20 protein-coding genes are annotated in these 21,731 nt (G+C 43.6%); 13 read left to right on the top strand and 7 right to left on the bottom strand.

Features of this window, described 5'->3' with window-relative positions:
• Positions 1 to 90: 90 nt before the first annotated feature.
• From Q0895_RS02805 to Q0895_RS02795, 3 genes are all read right to left on the bottom strand, one after another.
• Positions 91 to 1,356 carry a sodium:proton antiporter gene (locus Q0895_RS02805; RefSeq protein ID WP_299185379.1) on the bottom strand — a complete coding sequence of 422 codons (1,266 nt, stop codon included), beginning with the start codon at positions 1,354 to 1,356 and terminating at the stop codon, positions 91 to 93.
• Between the two features lie 114 nt (positions 1,357 to 1,470).
• Entirely contained in the window at positions 1,471 to 3,093 is a 1,623-nt protein-coding gene (locus Q0895_RS02800) for a DUF2254 domain-containing protein (protein WP_299185377.1), read from the bottom strand.
• Positions 3,094 to 3,184: 91 nt separating this feature from the next.
• On the bottom strand, positions 3,185 to 4,711 hold the full coding sequence (locus Q0895_RS02795; protein ID WP_299185375.1) for a YihY family inner membrane protein: 1,527 nt from the start codon (positions 4,709 to 4,711) through the stop codon (positions 3,185 to 3,187).
• Positions 4,712 to 4,980: 269 nt separating this feature from the next.
• Between Q0895_RS02795 and wrbA the strand changes: the two genes are divergently transcribed.
• Positions 4,981 to 5,598: an NAD(P)H:quinone oxidoreductase gene (gene wrbA, locus Q0895_RS02790; RefSeq protein WP_299185373.1), complete on the top strand. Its 618-nt coding sequence runs from the start codon at positions 4,981 to 4,983 to the stop codon at positions 5,596 to 5,598.
• Positions 5,599 to 5,653: 55 nt separating this feature from the next.
• Complete coding sequence (locus tag Q0895_RS02785) at positions 5,654 to 6,142, top strand: hypothetical protein (protein ID WP_299185372.1); 489 nt, start codon at positions 5,654 to 5,656, stop codon at positions 6,140 to 6,142.
• A gap of 155 nt (positions 6,143 to 6,297) precedes the next feature.
• Here the strand turns inward: Q0895_RS02785 and Q0895_RS02780 are convergent, their stop codons facing one another.
• Positions 6,298 to 7,068, bottom strand: coding sequence for a DUF3108 domain-containing protein (locus Q0895_RS02780; RefSeq protein WP_299185371.1), 771 nt, complete (start codon positions 7,066 to 7,068; stop codon positions 6,298 to 6,300).
• A 414-nt stretch (positions 7,069 to 7,482) separates the two neighbouring features.
• On the opposite strand from Q0895_RS02780, the gene groES reads away from it, so the two are divergent.
• Positions 7,483 to 7,773, top strand: a complete 291-nt coding sequence (gene groES, locus Q0895_RS02775; RefSeq protein ID WP_057758860.1) for a co-chaperone GroES — start codon at positions 7,483 to 7,485, stop codon at positions 7,771 to 7,773.
• A gap of 89 nt (positions 7,774 to 7,862) precedes the next feature.
• Positions 7,863 to 9,515: a chaperonin GroEL gene (gene groL / locus Q0895_RS02770; RefSeq protein WP_299185370.1), complete on the top strand. Its 1,653-nt coding sequence runs from the start codon at positions 7,863 to 7,865 to the stop codon at positions 9,513 to 9,515.
• A gap of 420 nt (positions 9,516 to 9,935) precedes the next feature.
• Here the strand turns inward: groL and yaaA are convergent, their stop codons facing one another.
• Positions 9,936 to 10,736 carry a peroxide stress protein YaaA gene (yaaA, locus tag Q0895_RS02765; RefSeq protein WP_299185369.1) on the bottom strand — a complete coding sequence of 267 codons (801 nt, stop codon included), beginning with the start codon at positions 10,734 to 10,736 and terminating at the stop codon, positions 9,936 to 9,938.
• A 497-nt stretch (positions 10,737 to 11,233) separates the two neighbouring features.
• On the opposite strand from yaaA, the gene Q0895_RS02760 reads away from it, so the two are divergent.
• The 7 genes from Q0895_RS02760 (at position 11,234) to Q0895_RS02730 (ending at position 17,003) form a co-directional block, all read left to right on the top strand.
• Positions 11,234 to 12,391, top strand: a complete 1,158-nt coding sequence (locus tag Q0895_RS02760; RefSeq protein ID WP_299185368.1) for a Re/Si-specific NAD(P)(+) transhydrogenase subunit alpha — start codon at positions 11,234 to 11,236, stop codon at positions 12,389 to 12,391.
• A 97-nt stretch (positions 12,392 to 12,488) separates the two neighbouring features.
• Positions 12,489 to 12,836, top strand: coding sequence for a proton-translocating transhydrogenase family protein (locus Q0895_RS02755; protein WP_299185758.1), 348 nt, complete (start codon positions 12,489 to 12,491; stop codon positions 12,834 to 12,836).
• Positions 12,833 to 14,233, top strand: a complete 1,401-nt coding sequence (locus Q0895_RS02750; protein ID WP_299185367.1) for an NAD(P)(+) transhydrogenase (Re/Si-specific) subunit beta — start codon at positions 12,833 to 12,835, stop codon at positions 14,231 to 14,233. The genes Q0895_RS02755 and Q0895_RS02750 overlap by 4 nt, the downstream gene beginning before the upstream one ends.
• Positions 14,234 to 14,375: 142 nt before the next feature.
• The gene (locus Q0895_RS02745) at positions 14,376 to 14,915 is read left to right on the top strand and encodes an acyl-CoA thioesterase (protein WP_299185365.1); all 540 of its coding nucleotides are present in this window, start codon (positions 14,376 to 14,378) and stop codon (positions 14,913 to 14,915) included.
• A gap of 149 nt (positions 14,916 to 15,064) precedes the next feature.
• Positions 15,065 to 15,274 carry a Fe-S cluster assembly protein IscX gene (iscX, locus tag Q0895_RS02740; protein ID WP_071003236.1) on the top strand — a complete coding sequence of 70 codons (210 nt, stop codon included), beginning with the start codon at positions 15,065 to 15,067 and terminating at the stop codon, positions 15,272 to 15,274.
• Positions 15,275 to 15,339: 65 nt separating this feature from the next.
• Positions 15,340 to 15,834, top strand: a complete 495-nt coding sequence (locus Q0895_RS02735; RefSeq protein WP_299185361.1) for a GyrI-like domain-containing protein — start codon at positions 15,340 to 15,342, stop codon at positions 15,832 to 15,834.
• A 26-nt stretch (positions 15,835 to 15,860) separates the two neighbouring features.
• Positions 15,861 to 17,003, top strand: coding sequence for a hypothetical protein (locus Q0895_RS02730; RefSeq protein WP_299185360.1), 1,143 nt, complete (start codon positions 15,861 to 15,863; stop codon positions 17,001 to 17,003).
• Positions 17,004 to 17,183: 180 nt separating this feature from the next.
• On the opposite strand, the gene dapE is transcribed toward Q0895_RS02730, so the two are convergent.
• Together dapE and Q0895_RS02720 are read right to left on the bottom strand one after the other, a co-directional pair.
• Entirely contained in the window at positions 17,184 to 18,389 is a 1,206-nt protein-coding gene (dapE, locus tag Q0895_RS02725) for a succinyl-diaminopimelate desuccinylase (protein WP_299185358.1), read from the bottom strand.
• A 106-nt stretch (positions 18,390 to 18,495) separates the two neighbouring features.
• A complete protein-coding gene (locus tag Q0895_RS02720; protein ID WP_299185357.1) occupies positions 18,496 to 19,248 on the bottom strand; it encodes a 2OG-Fe(II) oxygenase in 753 nt (250 codons plus the stop codon).
• 130 nt (positions 19,249 to 19,378) lie between these two features.
• On the opposite strand from Q0895_RS02720, the gene rlmJ reads away from it, so the two are divergent.
• Positions 19,379 to 20,263, top strand: coding sequence for a 23S rRNA (adenine(2030)-N(6))-methyltransferase RlmJ (gene rlmJ, locus Q0895_RS02715; RefSeq protein ID WP_299185356.1), 885 nt, complete (start codon positions 19,379 to 19,381; stop codon positions 20,261 to 20,263).
• Positions 20,264 to 20,273: 10 nt separating this feature from the next.
• Entirely contained in the window at positions 20,274 to 21,146 is an 873-nt protein-coding gene (gene pssA, locus Q0895_RS02710) for a CDP-diacylglycerol--serine O-phosphatidyltransferase (RefSeq protein WP_299185355.1), read from the top strand.
• Positions 21,147 to 21,731 lie beyond the last annotated feature (585 nt).

Genomic DNA, 21,731 nt, shown 5'->3' with positions numbered 1-21,731 from the left:
GTTGCAAAATTACTATGACTCGCTGACTACTTTGATAGTTTTATAACGTTAATTGTCTAGTTTTGATAGGTTAGTCATTTGAATGCATCGCTATTTATGCGCAACAGGCTGAATCATTTTGGCGACTTTGCCGATGCTTAACCCTTGTACCAAGATAGAGAAGACGACGACAGCATAGGTGAGTGCCAGTAAAATATCGCGCTCCATCCCTGTCGGCAGCTGTAGTACCAAGGCCACTGAAATACCGCCCCGTAATCCGCCCCAGGTCAATACTTTCCACGCACCCTCAGGTAATTGTAGCTGTCTGCTTAAGGTCTTGGTAGTCATACCTACGACGATAAGACGGGCAAGTAAGGCAATTATAATGCTCAAGCCTCCTGCAATAAATAGGTTGCCTGAGTATGCAATGATGACAACCTCAAGACCGATTAGCACAAATAAAATCGCGTTTAAAATCTCATCTATCAGCTCCCAAAACAGATCAATATAGTGACGGGTCTTGTCACTCATCGCAAGCTCGCGACCACGGTTGCCGACCATTAGGCCCATCATCACCATAGCAAGTGGCCCGGACAAATGCCAATGACTGGCTAATGCATAACCACCTATCACGCCTGCAAGTGTCAACAGTACTTCTTCTTGATAACTGTCAATACTTTTGAGTAAGTAGTACAAAATAGCACCAAGTACCAAGCCAAAAATAATGCCACCACCAGCTTCAACAGCTAGAGTATGGGCCACATAATTAACCGTTGGTATATCACCACTAGATAAGATGCCGAGCAATAGAACAAATATGACAACACCGATGCCATCATTGAACAATGACTCGCCAGCGATGACAGTTTCGATGCTCTTTGGCGCTCCCGCTGATGCTAGTATTCCCATAACTGCAATAGGATCTGTAGGCGATATCAAAGCACCAAATAGTAGACACCAAATAAAAGGGAGTCCAAAACCAAGGAGTGGGAGCATAAAGTAGAGGGCAGTAGCGATCAGTACAGCTGATACTAGCGTGCCAATACATGCAAGAACGCCAATGGGGAGCTTATAACGCTTTAAATCACCAATATTGACGTGCAAAGCACCAGCGAACAAGAGCATAGATAGCATGCCATCTAGCAAGACTTCAGTGAAGTCCAACTGATCTAACAAACTAACTTCATAGTCAATGAGCTGATCAAACCCTAAAAACCCTAAAAAGATCGCTACCATGGATAACACAATGGAGATAACCATAACTCCAATCGTAGTTGGTAGACCAATAAAGCGATGATTGATGTAAGCCAATATCGCAGTCATTGATAAAAAGATAGCGCTAATCTCAAGTATAGTCAGGCTGGTTGCAGATGCCATAAAAGCAGTCTCAATGAATATAAAAGTTGTTAAAAGGATAACAGGTATTGAGCTGATAGGCAGTATTAGTATTGCCTAAAATCTATGCGTGTAACTCAGCTACAGCTTATTTATCTACCTTGATTGCGTCTGTAAGGCTTTATAAATATGGGCATCAAATTCACTGATATACTCAAAGTGTCGATGTTGCGCATTATCATCATGAATAAATTGCCGTGCTTGTTGACACATGGCTAGCAGGTCCTCTACAAGCTCTGTATAACTTAGATTCGCTTGACCTGCGTGTTCGATTAAAGTCAGCTCGCGTAATAAAGTCTGACGCTGTGCGGTATTGACTCGAGCATAATTTAAGTCAGTCACCGCCTGACAAAGCGCCTTTAATACCATTAAGTCTGCAATAGCATATCGACGTATTTCACCTAGTGACGTTTCAATAAAATCAGATATCTTTGGTGTTCTGGTAACAAGCGCCAGTATTGCTATGTGCGGCCGATTGACCGTAATATTAGACTCATCTTTGTCTTTTGGTGGCGTATAAAAATGATAGGGGCTAGGTGGCTGCCGACGTAACATTAGGCTTAGACAAATAGTTAAAGACTGTACACAATTGACAGCTGTCTTGGGGTCATTAATCCCAGGCGATAGTGCCCGTACAGCGATCTCAGTGACTTGTCCTAGGCTTGATGCTATATCATTGGTGTACGCGGATTGGCGTCCAAAATGAAGACAAGCAGCAAAGCGTTGCCAAAAAACTCCATCAGGGGCACGCGAGGATACTACAAGCTGAGAAGTTTTGGTCTTTTTTAGGTTACTAATATGCGCTGTTGGGCGCTGATAAAAATGCCCTATGATGTTTCTATCAGTGACAAAGTCGCCAAGATTGGTATGTAATTGCACCACACCGCCATAATCTTGCGCCAACGTGATAAGCGACTCAAAGTAAATCTGTTGTAAATAGCCTGAGGTTGGCGCGTAAATAGGAGTGGCACACCAAGAATGATATTGTGCAATATCGTCACTATTCATGACGTTATGCTGATGCTCAATATTGCAGTTGTCGCTGTACCAGTAATCAATATTTTTAATAGCATCGTCACTTGCCCCTTGAATGACGCGTGAGGCTTGAATAGCATGGACCATATGTTGTACAAAATAGACCAACAGTAAGGCACAGACAACCGCCATCACGATAGCAAAAGTGACGGACAGTTGAGGCACACCAAAATCGACATCATGCTTGTGAATAGCCTTTAAGACCAGCAAGCTATAGCTGAATGTACCGATAAAAGCGCCAAGTACAAACTGATTTGAGGTATCAGTCAAAAAGTTACGTAAAAGCCTAGGGCCAAATTGTGATGAGGCCATAGAAAGAACGGCAATGGTAATCGAAAAAGTAGTACCAGCCACACCTAATACCGCTCCTGCAATCGTCGTCATAATAGCTCTTGCAGAAGAGTCATCACCCGTAAAAGCAAACCGAATATCTCTCACGGTTGCACGATCAAACTGCTGGTCGATAGCGATGAACAAAGGGGCTAAAAGTATGCCCGTCAATACGCAAGCGGTTGGGATAAACCAATAAGAACCAATAAGCTTTTGCCATAGATTCCTTAATCGATCAGGTAAGTCAGTTAAGGTCTGTAGTGACCATAACTGTGCAAATTTTTTTAGTGCGTGAAGACTGGTCGTCAGTAGGCGTGTGGGCAGGTTATTTTTATTGTTTTCAGTCACTGCCATAGGCTCCAAAGGGTTGGGAATATAATTTGGCTCATATCTTCTGGCGAAGGCTATCTTATAGTATCGTCTGACAAGATTAAGGTTATAGCATTTACCTGTTTACTTTTGGGTTGTCCGCTTCAGTAATGATATTGCCTTTGTGATTGTTACTGTCGTTGTTTGCGTCTTTATCGTCTTCAATCGGGTCATTTGGAATCAAAATCTCATTGCGATTGTTATCGCATATGACGTCACTGTCTTTATCATAGGCTGCTGCTTCAAAATGCGGTGTGTCTTGCTCGCGCTTATGTTTATGGTGCTGTGTATTGCGCTTACCGTATTTGCCAAAAGACTCTTTTTCATTGCTTGTAGAGGTTATTTTGCGCGGCTGGCTATGAGAAAAAATAGCAGACAACGGTAAGTTAAGTTGCTCTTGAGCAAAGGCTTCAGTATTGATAAAGCGGCGTATCAGTAGACTAAGCCATGGTTGTTGGCTGTCACTCTTCATCTCATCAAGCTCATCCTTTATAGGTAACGGGTAAGGCAGAGTACGGTAGAAGTCCCATAATGTCAGTCTGCTAAGATCTTTTTTGAGTACGTATTCGTCATCTTCAGTCACGGTGATGAGTTTGCTGTCTTTTAAGTAATTAATGTAGGTATACCATTTAGGCAGCTCCTTACGACCTAATACGTTACGTAGCTCCTGCTCGCTCACGGTATCGCCTTTTAAATGGTTGATATAGACTAGGTTTAACATATCAAGCAAGCTTAACAGCGGATGACGTGGATAGACTTCCTCAGTCTCAAAAATAGTTAAAGTATAGCTAACCTCAACGCCTAATAAGATTAAGTTCCATGATAAATAAATCCATAATAAGAAGATAGGTAAGGCGGCAAACGCACCGTATATGGCTTCATAACTAGTAAAGTTGCTCATGACCATACCAAAGATATGCTTTAGTAATTCAAATGCTATTGCAACAAATATACCAGCTATAGCCGCGTTTTTTACAGGTACGCGGGCTTTGGGAATGAACCAATACATCCCGATAAAGCCTGCAACCATTACACTGATGGAAACTATCTGTACCCAAAACGACCAATCAATACCATAGCCACCTATTTGACGGTTCAAAAAGCTCAAACTCTGTACCGTACTAGATGCAATAAATGCGGTACCCAATACTAACGGTCCCATAGTAATAATGGTCCAATAGCGCAGCATACTTTTGATACCGCCAGAACGATCATCTACTCGCCAAATCTGATTAAAAGCTCGTTCAATAGTCGTCAAAGTGATAATGGTTGTGACAAATAAGATCATCGCCCCGATGGCCGTCAAGTTAGACGATTTTTCAGCAAAACTATTTATATACTCACTGACCTGCATGCTCGATTGCGGTAACAAATTACTGTATATCACCTCATAAATCTGCGCTCTAACTGAAGCGAGCGCTGGAACTGAAGATAAAATCATCAGTAATACGGTCAACATAGGAACGATTGATAACATGGTGGTATAAGTCAATGATGCTGCTTTTTGTTGGCAGTTATCTTCAAAAAAGTGCCGCGTCAAAAATCGCAAAAATTGAAACCAGCGTTGATGTGCAAACGGGATTTTTTTCAGTAAGTTTTCCATATCGACCATTTAGCAAGGATAAGAGTGACAGTAGTGTAACAAAAATGTGCTATAAGCATCTGCCAATTAATTGTGTCAAAATACATAACAGCATGCGTTACAAGGTTATAACTACAACAAGGTAAGGAAGTCTTTGTTTGCATGTCAGTGAATGAGTCGGGCATAATGTGCGCATCTGTCAGTGATATCAATCTCTTGGTGCAAAGCTTATATGATACACAAGCTGTTGCATCTCATAACGTTAATGATTTTAAAAGGAAGTGTTGCTCATGAGTCAAGACAACCCTTATGTTTTGGTACTATATTATTCTAGCCACGGTACAACTAAGACATTGGCGTATGCGATCGCTCAAGGTATCGAGGACGCTGGCATGACAGCGCGTATCCGTACGGTACCGACTGTGGCACCTGAGACCACAGCGAGCAAGCCTGCGATTCCTGATGAGGGTGATCTGTATTGCACTATGGATGATCTTAAAGACTGTAGCGGCCTTGCACTTGGTAGCCCAACGCACTTTGGTAATATGGCCGCGCCCATGAAGTACTTTTGGGACAATACGGTCACCTTGTGGCTGGCAGGCAATCTACAAAACAAACCTGCTTCAGTGTTCACGGCGACAGGTTCGATGCATGGCGGCCAAGAAACAACCTTACTGACAATGATGTTACCACTGATGCATCACGGTATGATAATTGTCGGAGTACCTTATGCAGAGCCTGCGCTGAATCGTACTCATCGCGGCGGTACGCCTTATGGCGCCAGTCACGTGAGCGGTGCATTACATGACCAACCTGTAAATGATGATGAGCGCGAGCTAGGTATCGCTCAAGGTCGACGTCTGGCTATTAGTGCCAAAGCGTTAGCACAAGCTAACTGGACCCGCTAAGCTGCTTTTATATCGTGCAGCACAATGCTACTAAACTAGGAAGCAAACGTATCTAATGGCTACTAATCGCCCCGATAATAACCTTCAGGCAAAACCAGCAGCAAAAAAAGCTAGTAAGCCCGTCAAATCCGGCAAACCTATTGCGCCCATTCGTCAGCGTTTAATGCTGACATGGCTTGTTTGGTTGGTTTATAGACTGCTTGGGCTGCCCATTCTCATTAGTGTATTTAATGTCAGTAGCCCTGATATTGTGGGTGGTATTGCGTGGCAGGCACTATGGCTTTTGCCAGCTTTTATACTGACGCCATGGGTTGTGCGTGGGCGCTCACCTTATGCCTTATTGGTCGGCAGTATGTTTACTCTTGTGTATTTGGGCGCAAGTGGGGTCGTGTTGTTTACTCGCATCTATGGCAGCAGTTGGTCTGAGATAGTGGTGTATCTGTTCGACTTTTTGCTGCTATTGGTGATTAACGTTTGGCTGTTTATTTTATTGAAGCGTCTGCCTTCGATGAATAATGTCGTCAAGAAGCCGCGCTCTCGCTAGATTGGTTTTTACCTCTGTTATTGATATAAAAAAGCTTAGATAACAAAAAGCGGCGCTCTGGATGAGAGCGCCGCTTTTTTATTATAGTTAGGTCTTTATAAAAGAGATTAGCAAGAATAACGTAGCGGTCAGCTAAGTTAGTAACGGCTTAGGATTTAGTTGGCTTTCGTTAATTCTAAATCCATCTTTTTACCATCGTTGACTTGGCTTACTTTGACCGGTAAGTAATCAAGACTTGGTGCTAACCAAAAGCTGGTTGAGCGACTATTGTCGTCATGAATACGGTCAACACGGACGGTATCAAAAGTTCCTGCTGGTACAGTAATTTTGGTGTTACCAAATTTTTTGAATGGCGTCTTTTCTACTTTATTTTTTTTAGCCATATAGTAATTACCAGAGAAATCACCGTTCAATAAATCTTGACGGATTTGCACCTCAAGGCTCAAATCATCGAAAGCTTGCTGCGCCATATCCATGGTCGTGGTTTTGCCTTTATAAGTACTGGTGACTTTTTTGCTGCTGGGGTTAAAGCTTAGTTTATGCGTACGCCCAAGACCTAGCAACTTATAAGTAGTGCTGGCCTGCGTCGGACTGACATTATTGCCATTGATGGTAAAGGTACTGTCTTGCGAAGCGCTAGCGACACCAGCCACACGAGCTTTTACCTTATAATTCCAAGTATTACCAGACTTTTTTAAGGTACGGTTTGCCGTGCCTTTATATTTATCTTCAACCGTAAAGCTATAATCAGCGCTTGATGGTTGAATGGTTTTTGCGTTGGCAAGAGTAGGGGCGGTCATACTTAAAGCTCCGATAATAGCGATACTAGCGCCTGTGTTTAGGGCGGTGAGAAACTTTGATTTATTATGTTTAAGATTTCGATTGTCAGTTACTGATAACTTTTTATTTGTCGATAAAATACTCATGGATTTTCCTTAATAGATAGAAGATAAATGTGTCATCTTTTTTATAACTATTATTATGTTCTCAAAGCTTATAATGGTCATATGTTGTTACATTTTCAAGGGTGTTAACATACACGGGTGTTCAGCTCTTGTAGCCTATGTTGCCAAGACTCCTTAAGCTGACGCCGTAAGTAACGCTTTGTGAGTAAGGTTACTCGCCATGACGAACTTATAAGATATCTACTCTCACATTTTGATAAATTTTTTGCATTTACACTTGAAGCTATCTTCTGTTGCCCCCACTTTTTGATACAAGCTCAACGCTTATCTATAAGGCAGTACTTTTTAGACGTATTTCTTATAGATACTGGTCTTGAGACCATTAATTCAAATAAACCCTTTTAACGTAAATAACCAACTTTTGGAGTCATATCGATGAACATTCGTCCTTTACATGACCGTATCGTCGTCCGCCGTATAGAAGAAGAAACAAAAACTGCTGGTGGTATCTTGTTACCTGGTTCAGCGCAAGAAAAACCTTCACAAGGTGAAGTGCTGGCTGTTGGTAATGGTCAGGTTCGTGACAACGGCGAAACTCGCGCGTTAGATGTAAAAGCTGGCGACAAAGTTTTGTTCGGTCAATATGCTGGTCAAACGGTAAAAGTTGACGGCGAAGAACTACTTATTATGAAAGAGTCTGACGTATTGGGTGTGCTAGAAGGTTAATTCTTTTAGGTAATATTAAGCCCTTAGCACATTACTGTATCGACTTATTTGATTGTATTTTTATACTTATAATAATGGAGTAAATTAACATGGCAAAAGATGTAAAATTCGGCATTGATGCTCGTAAACAAATGATGGACGGTGTCAACGTTTTGGCAAACGCCGTAAAAGTCACGCTAGGCCCTAAAGGTCGCAACGTGGTGATCGACAAGTCTTTTGGCGCGCCAACCATCACCAAAGACGGTGTGTCGGTTGCCAAAGAGATCGAGCTTGAAAACAAATTTGAAAACATGGGCGCACAATTGGTTCGTGAAGTCGCGAGCCGCACCAACGATGTCGCCGGTGACGGTACCACGACGGCAACCGTATTGGCTCAGTCAATCTTGCAAGAAGGCATGAAATCTGTCGCTGCTGGCATGAACCCAATGGATCTAAAACGCGGTATCGACAAAGCAGTACGCGAAGCGGTTAAAGAGATTCATAACCTATCTACGCCAGCTGATGATCACAAAGCAATCGCCCAAGTAGGCTCTATCTCTGCCAACTCAGACACCAAAATCGGTGAGCTGATCTCGCAAGCGATGGAAAAAGTCGGTAAGCAAGGCGTTATCACAGTTGAAGAAGGCTCAAGCTTTGAAGATACCCTAGAAGTTGTCGAAGGTATGCAGTTTGACCGTGGTTATATCAGCCCATACTTTGCCAACAAGCAAGACAGCCTAACTGCTGAATTTGAAAACCCATATATCTTATTGGTTGACAAAAAAATCAGCAACATCCGTGAAATCGTGCCATTACTTGAGCAAGTCATGCAGCAAAGCAAGCCATTGCTAATCATTGCTGAAGACGTAGAAAACGAAGCATTGGCTACGCTAGTGGTCAACAACATGCGTGGCGGCCTAAAAACTTGTGCCGTTAAAGCACCAGGTTTCGGTGATCGCCGTAAAGCCATGCTAGAAGATATCGCAACGCTCACTGGCGGTACGGTCATCTCTGAAGAGATTGGTCTGAGCCTTGAGACTGCGACTCTAGAGCAATTGGGTACTGCGAAAAAAGTCACTGTTGGTAAAGAAAACACCGTCATCGTCGATGGTGCTGGCAATAAAGCAGACATCGATAATCGCGTTGAGTCTATCAACCGTCAAATCGCAAAGTCTACCTCTGACTACGATAAAGAAAAGCTACAAGAGCGTGTGGCCAAACTGTCGGGCGGCGTAGCAGTTATCAAAGTCGGCGCGGCTACTGAAACAGAAATGAAAGAGAAAAAAGACCGCGTTGACGATGCGCTACATGCCACTCGCGCTGCGGTTGAAGAAGGTGTCGTCCCTGGTGGCGGTGTTGCATTAGTCCGTGCGATGAGTGCCTTGTCTGACTTAACTGGCGACAACGACGACCAAAACGCAGGTATCAACATTCTACGCCGCGCAATGGAAGCTCCACTTCGTCAAATCGTCACCAACTCAGGTGAAGAAGCCTCAGTGGTCGTCAACGAAGTGAAAGGCGGTAGCGGTAACTATGGCTATAACGCTGCGAGTGGCGAGTATGGCGATATGCTAGAGATGGGTATCCTTGACCCTGCCAAAGTATCACGCTCAGCGCTAGAAAACGCAGCCTCTGTTGCAGGCCTCATGCTAACGACTGAAGCGATGATTACTGATCTACCAGAAGGCGATGATCCAATGGCTGCTATGGGCGGCGCTGCTGGTGGAATGGGCGGTATGGGTGGAATGGGCGGCATGATGTAATTTTACTTCTGCTACAAAGCGATTTCTCTTTGTCAGACGCGCTCAATGTACAATAGGTACTATTTTCGCTCGTCTTCCTCGACAAATCGCTTTTCGCTAGAAGTATGATTGACGTCATAAAGTCTGTTTGACTATTAAGAGCTCTGTTATCGTTAAGATAGCAGGGCTTTTTTGATGAAGGTTTTAAGTCCAGTTTTCCTAAATAAAACCCCGATAGGCTAAGCTTATCGGGGTTTTTCTATATAAAATAAGTATGTTTTAGCTAGGGTCAGTTGAAAATAAAACTGTTAGATAAATTTAAACGCGCTACTGGTATAAATTTTACTTGCGTGCTGCGTTCCCAGAGGCTGCGCAACCTACATTTAAAAACAGCATCCCAGTAGCGCTATGCTCTTTTTAGAGTGCATCGACTATAAAAGATTACGCATCTGCCTCATTACGACGAAATGTCCACGTCTTATCGTCAGACAGCTCATCGACATAGTAATATCCCGCCAAATCAAACTGCTTTAATTGCTCCGCTTTGGTCAGCTTATTGTCAGCGGCGTATTTGACCATCAGGCCGCGCGCTTTTTTGGCATAAAAGCTAATCACTTTATAGTTGCCATTTTTTTCGTCCTCAAATCTGGGCATGATAACCTTAGCATTTAACGCTTTCTTTTTTACCGACTTAAAATACTCATTAGACGCTAAGTTAATCAATACCTTGTCTTCGCTATCTGCCAGCCGTGCATTGATTACCTTGGTGACTTCATCGCCCCAAAACTCGTATAAGTTATCTCCGCGCTCATTTTTTAGCTTAGTGCCCATCTCTAAGCGGTACGGCTGAATTAAGTCGAGTGGTTTTAATACGCCATATAGCCCCGACAAAATACCCAAATGCTCATTGACGTAGATGGCAGTGTCCTTGTCCATACCATACATATCCAGACCCGTATAAACATCGCCATCAAATAGATAAGCGGCGGGTCTGGCGTTTTCGGTGGTAAAAGGTTTGTCATTATCCCATTGCCACTGCTGGTTGCGCGCCGCATTGAGCTGCGCCAGATCATCCGAGATACTCATCAGCGCTTGCAAATCAACCGGCTCTTTTGTCTTTAGTATTTTCATTAGTGCCTGCGCGTGGTCAATCAGCTCAGGCTGGCTATAGTAGTTGCCTAGATTTATAGGGATATCGTCCGTCTCATTTAAAGACTTGGCAGGAGAGAGCAAAAAATACATGGTTAATCCTTATTCTGTGAAGTCAATGACCTGTCTGTCGCGGTGTCAAGTGCTCTGATTATACCTTATATACAATTTTAACGTGATTTGACGTCATGGTTGGAGGGATTTTGCTGCTTTATCGACGAAAAGTAAACATTCGAAAGGTAGCTAAGATGACCAGCAGGCTATGTTTGGCAAGGGGTTAGCTTTCGTAGAAAAATAAAAGTTTTTAATATAACAATAAAAGTTATCTAGATGGTGTAAGTGCCTAACTTTTAATTTTACTTGTTGGTCACCATTAGGCGATGAAAGTTAGCGGATGATGTCTCTATAATAAAAAGACATGATGATGACGTAGTTATCATTTATTAAAATGATAGTCTTTGGTCATAAACCTTGAACCAACAACGACCAAGGGCTTTTTTGTCCCCTGTGCTTTTTAAATGTGCGTTGAGGGTATTACAGGTAGTCATTGAGACGTAAATAAAGTCATTAGAAGTAAGTAAGGAGACGGTATGAAAATCGGTGTAATCAGTGCAGATATCGCAAGCGAGAGCCGTGTCGCGCTAACCCCAGACGCGGTCAAAAAACTGCGTAAGCTTGGGTTTGAGGTCGTCATCCAGTCAGGTGCAGGGCAGGCAGCCTACTATGTTGATGCGCTGTATCAGGCGGCAGGAGCCGACATTGCCAGCAGCAGCGCCGAGGTGATTGCCCAGTCTCAAATCATTACCACCATTCACGACTTGCCCGCCGAAGTGACAGAGCGTTTGAGTGCAGGCCAAATCGTCGTTGGGATGCTAGACCCTCACCGCAATACGAAGCTAGACACTTATGCTGCTAAAGGCGTTACAGCCTTTGCGATGGAGCTATTGCCTCGCACACTGTCACGCGCCCAAAACATGGATGTGCTGTCGTCACAAGCCAACCTTGCCGGTTATAAAGCCGTATTACTTGCGGCCAATGAATACTCGCGTCCATTTCCGATGTTTATGACCTCGGCAGGGACAGTAAAACCCGCCAAAGTGGTGATCTTGGGTGTCGGTGTTGCAGGGTTACAAGCCATCGCAACAGCCAAGCGTTTGGGCGCGGTGGTAGAAGCCAGTGATCTGCGCCCTGCTGCAAAAGAGCAGGTGGAGTCGCTTGGCGGTAAGTGGCTGGATGTGCCGATGAGTGACGATGAAGCACAAAAAGCTAAGGCGACGGGCGGATATGCGTGGACGCCATCAGAGCAATATATCAAAGACCAAGCTGCAGTCGTCGACAAAGCATTAAGCAATGCCGATATCGTCATTACCACAGCACAAATCCCTGGTCGTCAAGCTCCGCGCTTAGTCCATCAGGCAACCCTTGCCAAAATGAAAGCCGGCTCGGTGCTGATCGATATGGCAGCTGGCACAGGCGGCAACGTCGAGGGCAGTGTGCCAAATGAGACCATCACTACAGACAATGGCGTGCGTATCGTTGGCGCGGCCAATATCCCGTCGATGCTAGCAGCGCAGTCATCAGACTTGTATGCCAATAACCTTGTCAACTTTATCACCACTTTAATTGCACCAGCCGCTACAGATGACGCGTCAGCAAACAAACTGGCACTGAACTTAGATATGGAAGATGAGATTCAGGGTGCACTGGCAGTGACCCATGACAATCAAGTGCGCTTGGCCAAACGCTAGCCCTTGCTGGTCGCCATGCATTTGCCAGACACGAATAAATTTTTAGGAGGATAAGATGATTGCCACCGTTTTAGCGGCAGCGCCTGCCGGTGCAGCCATGAGTAGCACACCATTTGTCGCGATTTTTACCGTATTTGTACTCGCTATCTTTGTTGGATATTACGTCGTCTGGGGCGTGACCCCAGCGCTGCATACGCCATTGATGGCGGTGACCAACGCCTTATCAAGTATCGTGATCGTCGGTGCGATGCTACAGACTGTCCATATCGACGGCTCGATGTTTACCTCGACCAGTTTGCTTGGTGCCTTTGCCGTATTTTTGGCCAGTATCAATATCTTCGGTGGTTTTGCAGTGACTGAGCGGATGCTCGCGATGTTTAAACCCAAAGCAAAAAAAGCACCTGCTCTTGAAGCCAGTTCGACGAAAAGCGGAGGTGATGCATGAACGATTTAACCCAATTTATTGCCACCAATGCAGATTGGTTTTATTTGGTCGGCGCTATCCTCTTTGTTTTAACGTTACGCGGATTGTCGAGTCCAAAGACAGCTATCCGTGGTAACCGCTTTGGTATGGCAGCGATGGCAATTGCCGTTATCACTACCTTTTTCTTAGCAGAAGGCCCTGTACTGTGGTTGATCATCGGTGCGATGATCTTAGGTGCCATCGTCGGCATGTGGAAAGCGAAAACCGTCGCGATGACGCAAATGCCAGAAACGGTGGCGTTGATGCACTCATTTGTCGGTTTGGCGGCGGTGGCGATTGCGCTGGCCACGGTACTGCATACCGAGCAGCAGCATGGCGCGGTTGCCCGTGTTGAGCTATTTATCGGTTGCTTTATCGGTGCGATTACTTTTTCTGCCTCTGTCTTTGCTTTTGGTAAGCTTGCAGCAAAAAGCTGGGCAAAAACAGTCACGGGCGGCTGGGTAAAGCCTGTCCAAGCGTTGCTATTTATAGCGATGATTGGGTTTGGCGGGGTGTATTTTGTCACTGATTCCTTGCCCGCGTTTTATGCGATGGCAGTGATTGCAGTGATCTTTGGCTGGATGTGGATTGCGCCCATCGGCGGCGGTGACATGCCAGTGGTTGTGTCGTTACTGAACTCATTTTCAGGTTGGGCGGCAGCAGGTATTGGCTTTACGCTGGGCAACTCAATGCTTATTATCGCAGGTTCGCTCGTCGGTTCATCAGGTGCGATTTTGTCTTATATCATGTGTAAAGCCATGAATCGCTCACTGCTCAATGTCCTATTTGGCGGTATGGGCACGTCAGCGGCCGCTGCTGGCGGTGATGATGGCGCACCAAAAACATACAAAGCAGGCTCAGCAGAAGATGCAGGGTTCCTCATGTCCAATGCCAGTAACGTGGTCATCGTACCAGGTTACGGTATGGCACAAGGCCGCGCGCAAAACGCGGTAAAAGAGCTATATGAGCTACTAAAAGACGAAGGCGTCAACGTTCGCTTTGCCATTCACCCTGTTGCTGGTCGTATGCCAGGGCACATGAACGTACTATTGGCAGAAGCCGACGTGCCTTATGACGATATCCTAGAGATGGATGAGATCAATTCCGACTTTGCCAGTACCGATGTGGTCTTGGTCATCGGTGCCAACGACGTCGTCAACCCATCAGCAAAAGAAGACCCATCTTCACCTATCTTTGGTATGCCGATTTTGGAAGTCACTAAAGCGCAGACGGTCATGGTTATCAAGCGTTCGATGAGCACCGGCTATGCAGGTCTTGATAACAGCCTCTTCTATATGGACAAAACCATGATGATCTTTGGCGATGCCAAAAAGATGGTGGAAGAGATGGTTCGTAGTATTAATGACGGCGGTCATTAATCGCTAAAATCAGCTTTTTAGCACAAGTTTTAAGTATGTTTTCTTAAATAAAAAAGTCACTTAGGTGGCTTTTTTGCGTTAAGGTAGGCCATCTTTCTATTCAGTTAGATCTTATACAAAATCAGAATTAAGAGAGTCATTTATGAACATGTTGATACGTTTTTTTATTATGATCAGTTTGCTAAAACAGCAGCGTAATAAACAGTCAGTAAAACAGCGTCTGAGCGCCGAGATGTTGGCCGCACCGATAGTACGTCAGTACCGTGTCTTGCCGCACGATATGGGGTTTCGCGATCATCTGCCCAATTATCGTTATTTGTCCTTTATAGAATTAAACATCACCAACTGGCTGATGACTTGCTGTCATCAAAAAGGGATGAAAAATCTTGGCTGGATTATCGCCATGCAAGAGATGGTTTATCTTAAAGAAATCAAATTTCTTAATAAAATGGCGGTAAATAGCGCGCTTGTCGGTTGGGATAAAAAATACGTGTATTTTGAAACGCGGTTTTTTGTCAAACATCAACTGATGGGTATTGGGATGACGAAGTTTGTCTTGACCGATAAAAAAGGTAAGTGCGCGCCGGCGGTATTGGATATGCTCGGCGAGCAGACCAATGATGTCATCGACTCATGGAATGCGCATCAAGTAGCGATAAAGTCTGCGCCAATTGCTCACTAGCTGACCTTAAGGCAGTTTGGCGAAACAACATGGCTATAATCGGCTGCCGAAGTTTGGTACGATGTAGGCTGCTAAATCGATAAAAGAACCGACAAGCGATCGCACCACTCAACGTAATATTTTTAACTAACACAAGCTAAGGAGCCACCATGACCCCGCAAAAACTAAAATGGACAGACAGCCTTGATATCGCCATTGAGCTTTATGAGAAGTTTCCAGAGGTCGACCCGCAGTACATTCGTTTTACTGATTTGCACCGCTGGGTGACTGAGCTTGAAGGCTTTGATGATGATCCGCAGCGCTCAAACGAAGGTATTTTAGAAGCCATTCAGATGAATTGGATAGATGAAGCTGATTAAGGCCATTTTCTTCTTTAACAGTACATCGAATAACAATAACAGAGAACAACAGGGCAGGCAGCATCATGACGTCTCAAATTAAAGAGTTAGCCGAAGCGATAGCTTGTAAGGGTATTAGCATTCGTACCACCAATCACGCTGAAATTAGCCATGAAACGGCGAAACTGGGCCGCTTATGGCAAAAATTTTATCAAAACCACATAGGCGACTTGCCTGAAGGTGAAGATATTTATGGCGTTTACCACAATTATGAGAGCGATGATTTGGTCGGCGCTTTTGATGTGGTGGCCAGTTGGGAGGTGACGGGTGAAGCTGAGGCATCAAACGCTCTTAATCCTGCAGGCGGCTTGGTCGCGGTAAATATTCCTGCAGGCAAGTATTTGGTTTTCTCTGAAACAGGCAATATGCCAAATACGGTGATGAACGCTTGGGAAAAGGCATGGGAGTACTTTAATGATCCAAACTGTGAGCACACTCGCAACTTTGATGTAGACTTTGAGCACTATATCGATGGGAATTTAGAGTACGACCAAGTCGACCTTTATATAGGTATTAAGTAAATCCATCGTTAGATTATAGGATAACTATGAATAAAGATTGGCCATATTGCGGAAGAATCGTATATTTGTCGGGTGGAGTTCTTGCTACTAATGAACCGCTAAGTGACGTGATCACATTATGGCCTAAAACTATAGATGGGAAAGTATGTGAAATCACAATAGAGACATTTGGTAAATTATATTATGCTCTTAAAAAATGTAGTTTATTGATTGTAGGAGTTGATTTTATAACTAACCCTCTTGAGGCTACTGGTAAAGCACCAATGCAGTTCAGAGGCTATGTCGAACAGGACACTATATGGCCTAATTGGGATGCTATGGATAAGTGGGCTAGTTTATCTTTATCAGCATTTCACAATAAAAATGGTCTCGCATATGATATTTCTAATAGAATTAACTTTCAGTTAAATTCAATAAATAACCGTTTGAGAAACCTTTGCTTGGCTTATCATAATCAGTTAAATGCGCTAGCTTTGAAAAATAGTTTTAAAAATGGACAACGTTTTCAGGATGGTTTCACTGATTTAGTTTATCAGGAATTTCACTCTTTTTTGTTTGATGCTGGAATACTGCGCGACTACTTATGTGAGTATGTGTATAACTATTCTGGCAAAGGCTCTCTAAAAGAAAGAATCAGAGAGATTCGTAAAAATTATAAGTATGAAATAACTTCAGCAAGTGGATTATTCAAATCTTTAAAAGAAATTGAAAAACAATCTGAATTAGAATCTTATTTTGAAATTGAGATGAGTGAAGGAGGTTGGTTATATGAGTTAGGCCAGTATCGTGATTTAGTAATGCACTCTGCTCCTATCAATTTGGCTAACTTTCCCTTATATGCTATTCAAGAATATTTAGTTTTACCAGATTCTAAAGAGATGGTTTCAGTCCGTTTCCCTTTACCTGATAATCCCTCAGAATTATATAGTGACCGTAGTAAGAGAAACCATTTCGACAAATACATTGAACAGTTTTCAGAGCTTCGACAAAACTCTTTAAATAGTCGTGGGAAATATGATTGCTTAGAATATGCACATATTGTATTTGGGTTACTGTCTAATCTTTCGTTGGATGTAGCAAAAGAGTCACCATTTAAACCGATGCGTCAAACTTATTTTCTTACGGACAGCGGAACCATATCTGTACCTGAATATATAGATGAGAGCTAATGCTAATTAAATAAGAATTGTTTTATTGTATATTCCTAAAGTAGTGATTATCATCTAAGATTTAGTTCTATTAAGTAAGAGAATGCATAAGCAAAAATAGTAAAGCAATAACAAACTCGAAAATAGAGAAAAGCGCCAAATCTAAATGAGATGGCGCTTTTTTGCTTTTATCATTTACGACTAATCCAATAATAAATTTTCCAAAATCCCTTCATATATCTGCGCCAATTTGCCCAAGTCATCCACTTCTACTTTTTCATCAACCTGATGAATGGTGGCGTTACGGACACCAAGCTCAACCACTTGCGCACCAGTCGGTGCGATAAAGCGCCCATCGGATGTACCGCCTGATGTCGATAGCGTCGTGTCTGTACCTGTGACTGACTTGATCGCATTTTGACAGGCTGAAACCAGTTTTCCTTCAGGGGTTAAAAACGGCTGACCGGATAATTTCCAATCAATATGATAACTGGCGCTACTGTTCTCAAAATGCTTATCAAAAATAGCATGGGTTTTTGCTTTGAGTTCTTCTTCACTGGTTTCGGTAGAAAAGCGAAAGTTAAAGACGACCTCTAAGGTTTCGGGAATGACATTGGTTGCGCCAGTACCACTATTGATATTAGAGATTTGTAGAGAGGTGGCGGGGAAGTAGTCATTGCCACTGTCCCAAGTTGCCGTCGTGAGTTCTGCTAACGCGGAGGTAGCCGCATGAATAGGGTTACAAGCCAAATGCGGATAGGCCACATGACCCTGCTTACCAATGACCGTCAGCACGGCACCCAACGAGCCGCGGCGACCGTTTTTGATGATATCGCCTAGCGTATCAGTACTTGATGGCTCTCCAACTAAGCAATAAGTGATTTTTTCTTGACGGGCCTCTAAGGTTTCAATGACTTTCACCGTGCCATTGATAGAAGGGCCTTCTTCATCTGAAGTGATTAAAAAGGCAATCGAGCCATTGTGCTCAGGGTGACTCGCAACGAAACGCTCGGCGGCGATGGTAAAGGCTGCAATGCCCGTTTTCATATCCGCTGCACCGCGCGCCCAAAGATAGCCGTCTTTTATAGTTGGCGTAAAGGGCGGATAGGTCCAGTTTTTCTCGTCGCCCGTCGGTACGACATCGGTATGGCCAGCAAAACATATCACAGGGTCGGCTGTACCACAGCGTGCCCAGAGGTTTTTGACTTCCGCGTGCTCGCCGCTCTGCTCTTTATTACCAAAGTACATAAACTCGCAGTCAAAGCCTGCTTGCGCTAGGCGAGACGACAAAATATCTTGGCAGCCATCATCATCTGGAGTGACGGAAGGGCGCTCAAGTAAAGCGATGCTTAACTCTAGTGTGTCTTGCTGATGAGTTTGCGTTAAAGTATTTTTATTATTAGACATGATAGACCTTTCAGAATTGAGCGTAGGCTGGGTTTTTGACCCAGCATTCTGCATTTGCGAAGTTTAAAAGCTGGGTTAAAAACCCAGCCTACAATAAATAGCTTACTTAACCCTCTTCAACAAACGGCACCAAACCATCTCGGCGCATCCATGTTGCGATAGAGTAGCGTTGCCGATGAGCGATCTGTACTTGATGTTGCAAATCGCTATCAAATATGACCAGTCGATTAGCAACAGGCATGACACTGTGATGGCTGCCATGTTTATCAATGATTTCTAACGCGCCGCCATCGCTGGCTGTCCATTCATCATTAAGATAAAAAACCGCTGAGATAACGCGCTCATCGCGGCCCGCAGGATTGTCGCTGTGCCATTTATAGCCAAAGCCTGCCGGATAGCAGGCATAGTGCGCTTCACTATGACGAATACCTGCGAACAAGCTTTGATTGAACAAAGTGGCAAGCGCATTGATACTCTGTAGATAAAAATAACCTGCAAAGAAGTTTTTTGTGATCCAGCGAATGCGGTCACCGCGTATGTCACTGATGCGCACACCAGCTGTCAGTTCGGCATCACGATATTCAACAAAACCACTCTCTGCTTGCAAAGCCTGTAATGCCGCATAATCAAACACTTCATCCACCACTATCCAGCCATCAGTCACAAACCTATCTAGCTGTTTATCGGATAATTTATCTGCCCAACTGACAGTAAAGTCGGACATCTGCAAAACATCTTGAGTGAGCGGTTTTTCGCTGGTTTTATCGGTGCAAGGCGCAAGCTGCGGCGGATTGTCAGGACCTATCGGATGATTGACCACCAGCTCTGTCACATTTAGGTTGCTAATAATCTTAGTCATCTCACCTCGCTATTGTCAATTAGCTGGCATTCAAAGCCCTTTTATTAAAAGCGCTTACCAAAACCACATTATCTTTTCCGCTGCCTATGCTACCATAGATGCAATTTTTCTTATTTAAACTTTTGAGATTATGAACTATAAACACGCCTACCACGCTGGTAACTTTGCTGATGTGGTGAAACACATTTTATTGGTACAACTGCTTAATCAGCTGAGCCAAAAAAACAAACCTTTTTATACGCTCGATGCTTACGGTGGTCGCGGTCTTTATTCACTAAGCAGTGAAGAAGCGCGCAAAACTGGAGAAGCCGAAGGTGGCATTAAAGCGTTGCTAAAGCTTGATGATGCTGAAATGGCGCAAGCACCAGCGGCTGTCAAAGATTATATGGAAGGCATCAAGCAGGCCAAATCTACTTATGATAATAAAGTCTACCCTGGTTCGCCATGGTGGATTGCTCATCATATTGAAAAAAACCCAGACACTGGCGTACGCGGTGAAGCGTTTGAGGCAAAAGCCAGCGAGTATGACGCGCTCAACTACCAATTGTATAAACTACCAATAGGCATTCATCATCGTGATGCGTTTGAAGGAGTCACCGCCGTGATTCCACCAGCCGAGCGCCGCGGCCTTATTTTTCTAGACCCTCCTTATGAACAAGAGCATAAAGACTTTACGCGTCTTATCAATTTACTCGTTGCTGCTTATAACAAGTGGCCACAAGGTACTTATGCCTTATGGTTCCCGATCAAAAACATCGAAGCTGTAGAGCTGTTTTACAAAAAACTCAAGCGTACAGAGATGAGACGCCAACTGATCTGTGAGCTAAATATTTATCCAAACGATGTTGCCGTTGGTCTCAATGGAACGGGGCTTTTGGTAATCAATCCGCCGTGGCAGTTTGACAATCATGCACGTGAAATATTACGGTTTTTACAGCCTGCTTTAAAAGTAGCTGATGCGCCAAACTTAACGCCTGATAGTGCAACCAATGTACGCTGGCTAGTTGGCGAATAAGGATACCATTATGACGACCGAGCAGCCACCTCACAATAACCTAAACGACAGCGCAGCGACTCAGCCGCCTTTTATTGATGAGCATGAATTTAATATTCGCTTAGCGGATAATGATAATTACGATGGCTTAACTTTTGAGGTGATTGAGACAGAAGTTGCAGAAGGTAAGCCTGTGGTCAGCCGCGGTGTCTATTTAGCGCCAAACTTGATAACCACATTGTCACTGTTATCTGGCTTTTATTCGATTTTGGCTAGTACCCAAGGTGAATTTTACAAAGCATCCTTAGCAATTTTTTTATCCGCCATTCTTGATGGGGCTGATGGCCGAGTCGCACGTATGCTTAATGCACAAAGCCCCTTTGGTGAGCAGTACGACTCTCTTGCCGATATGCTCGCCTTCGGTATTGCGCCAGCTATCTTAATTTATAGCTTTGCCCTAGAGCCTTTAGGACGCTTTGGACTAGGTTGTGCTTTCGTTTTCACGGCTTGTGGTGCCTTTCGTTTGGCACGGTTTAACGTACAGATAGGCGAAGTCGATAAAAAATACTTTGTCGGTTTAGCTAGTCCATTGGCCGCTATATTGGTCACGTCCGCTGTTATGGTTGCTGTCGATCATAATGAATGGGTCGGACAATATGATACTGCTGTTATGTTCTTGTTTGCCGCTTGGGTTGTTATCTGCGGTTTGCTGATGGTCAGTAATATTAAATACTATAGTTTTAAAGAATTTGATAAAAAGAAAGTCCCATTTGTGGTTCTCATCGTTGGTGTATTGGTTATGAGCATCATACTATATGATATTCCAGTTGGTATTTTAGCGATTGGTATTATATATGCGCTGTCAGGTATCGTTACTACGATTAGGGCAAAAGCTAGCAGTTAAAACAGTTAATGTTCTTACAATAAAAGGGGTTTACCAAAAGGTAGACTCTTTTTGATTTATAGCAGTATAACGGTAAATATAAATTGTGAGCCATAACAATCAGTTAGAAAGATATAATGAGTGTAATAAGCTCAATATCAAAAAAATGTTAAATATTTTTTATATCCCCCTTGACCCCCATCTAAAAGCGCGTATAATGCCACCCAGTCGAAAGGGAAGGCAGGTTAAAGAATGACTTATTATTCTAAAAACCGAAGCCTAACCAATTACTTTAAAATATTTTAAATTAATTCTTGACTTCCAAATTAAAGCGTCTATAATACGCACCTCATTAAGGGACAGGACGAGATTAAGACTAATAATATTAGTCAAATCAACTTCTTAACTTACTGAAACAAATTAAATAAAAAGCTTGACAAACCAATCCATTGTGATATGATAGTCGGCTCGCTAAATAGGATAAACCACATAGGTTTAGCGCTATTTAGTCTTACTCAATAGAGTAAACAACCTACTACTGGACGACAGTATAGGGCATTATTTAAAAGCAGAACTAAAGAACAACTTGTGTGGATTTTTGCTGAG

The organism is uncultured Psychrobacter sp. (genome assembly GCF_947495825.1).
Taxonomy (GTDB): Bacteria; Pseudomonadota; Gammaproteobacteria; order Pseudomonadales; family Moraxellaceae; genus Psychrobacter.
This window is presented reverse-complemented; position numbering and strand designations above follow the sequence as displayed.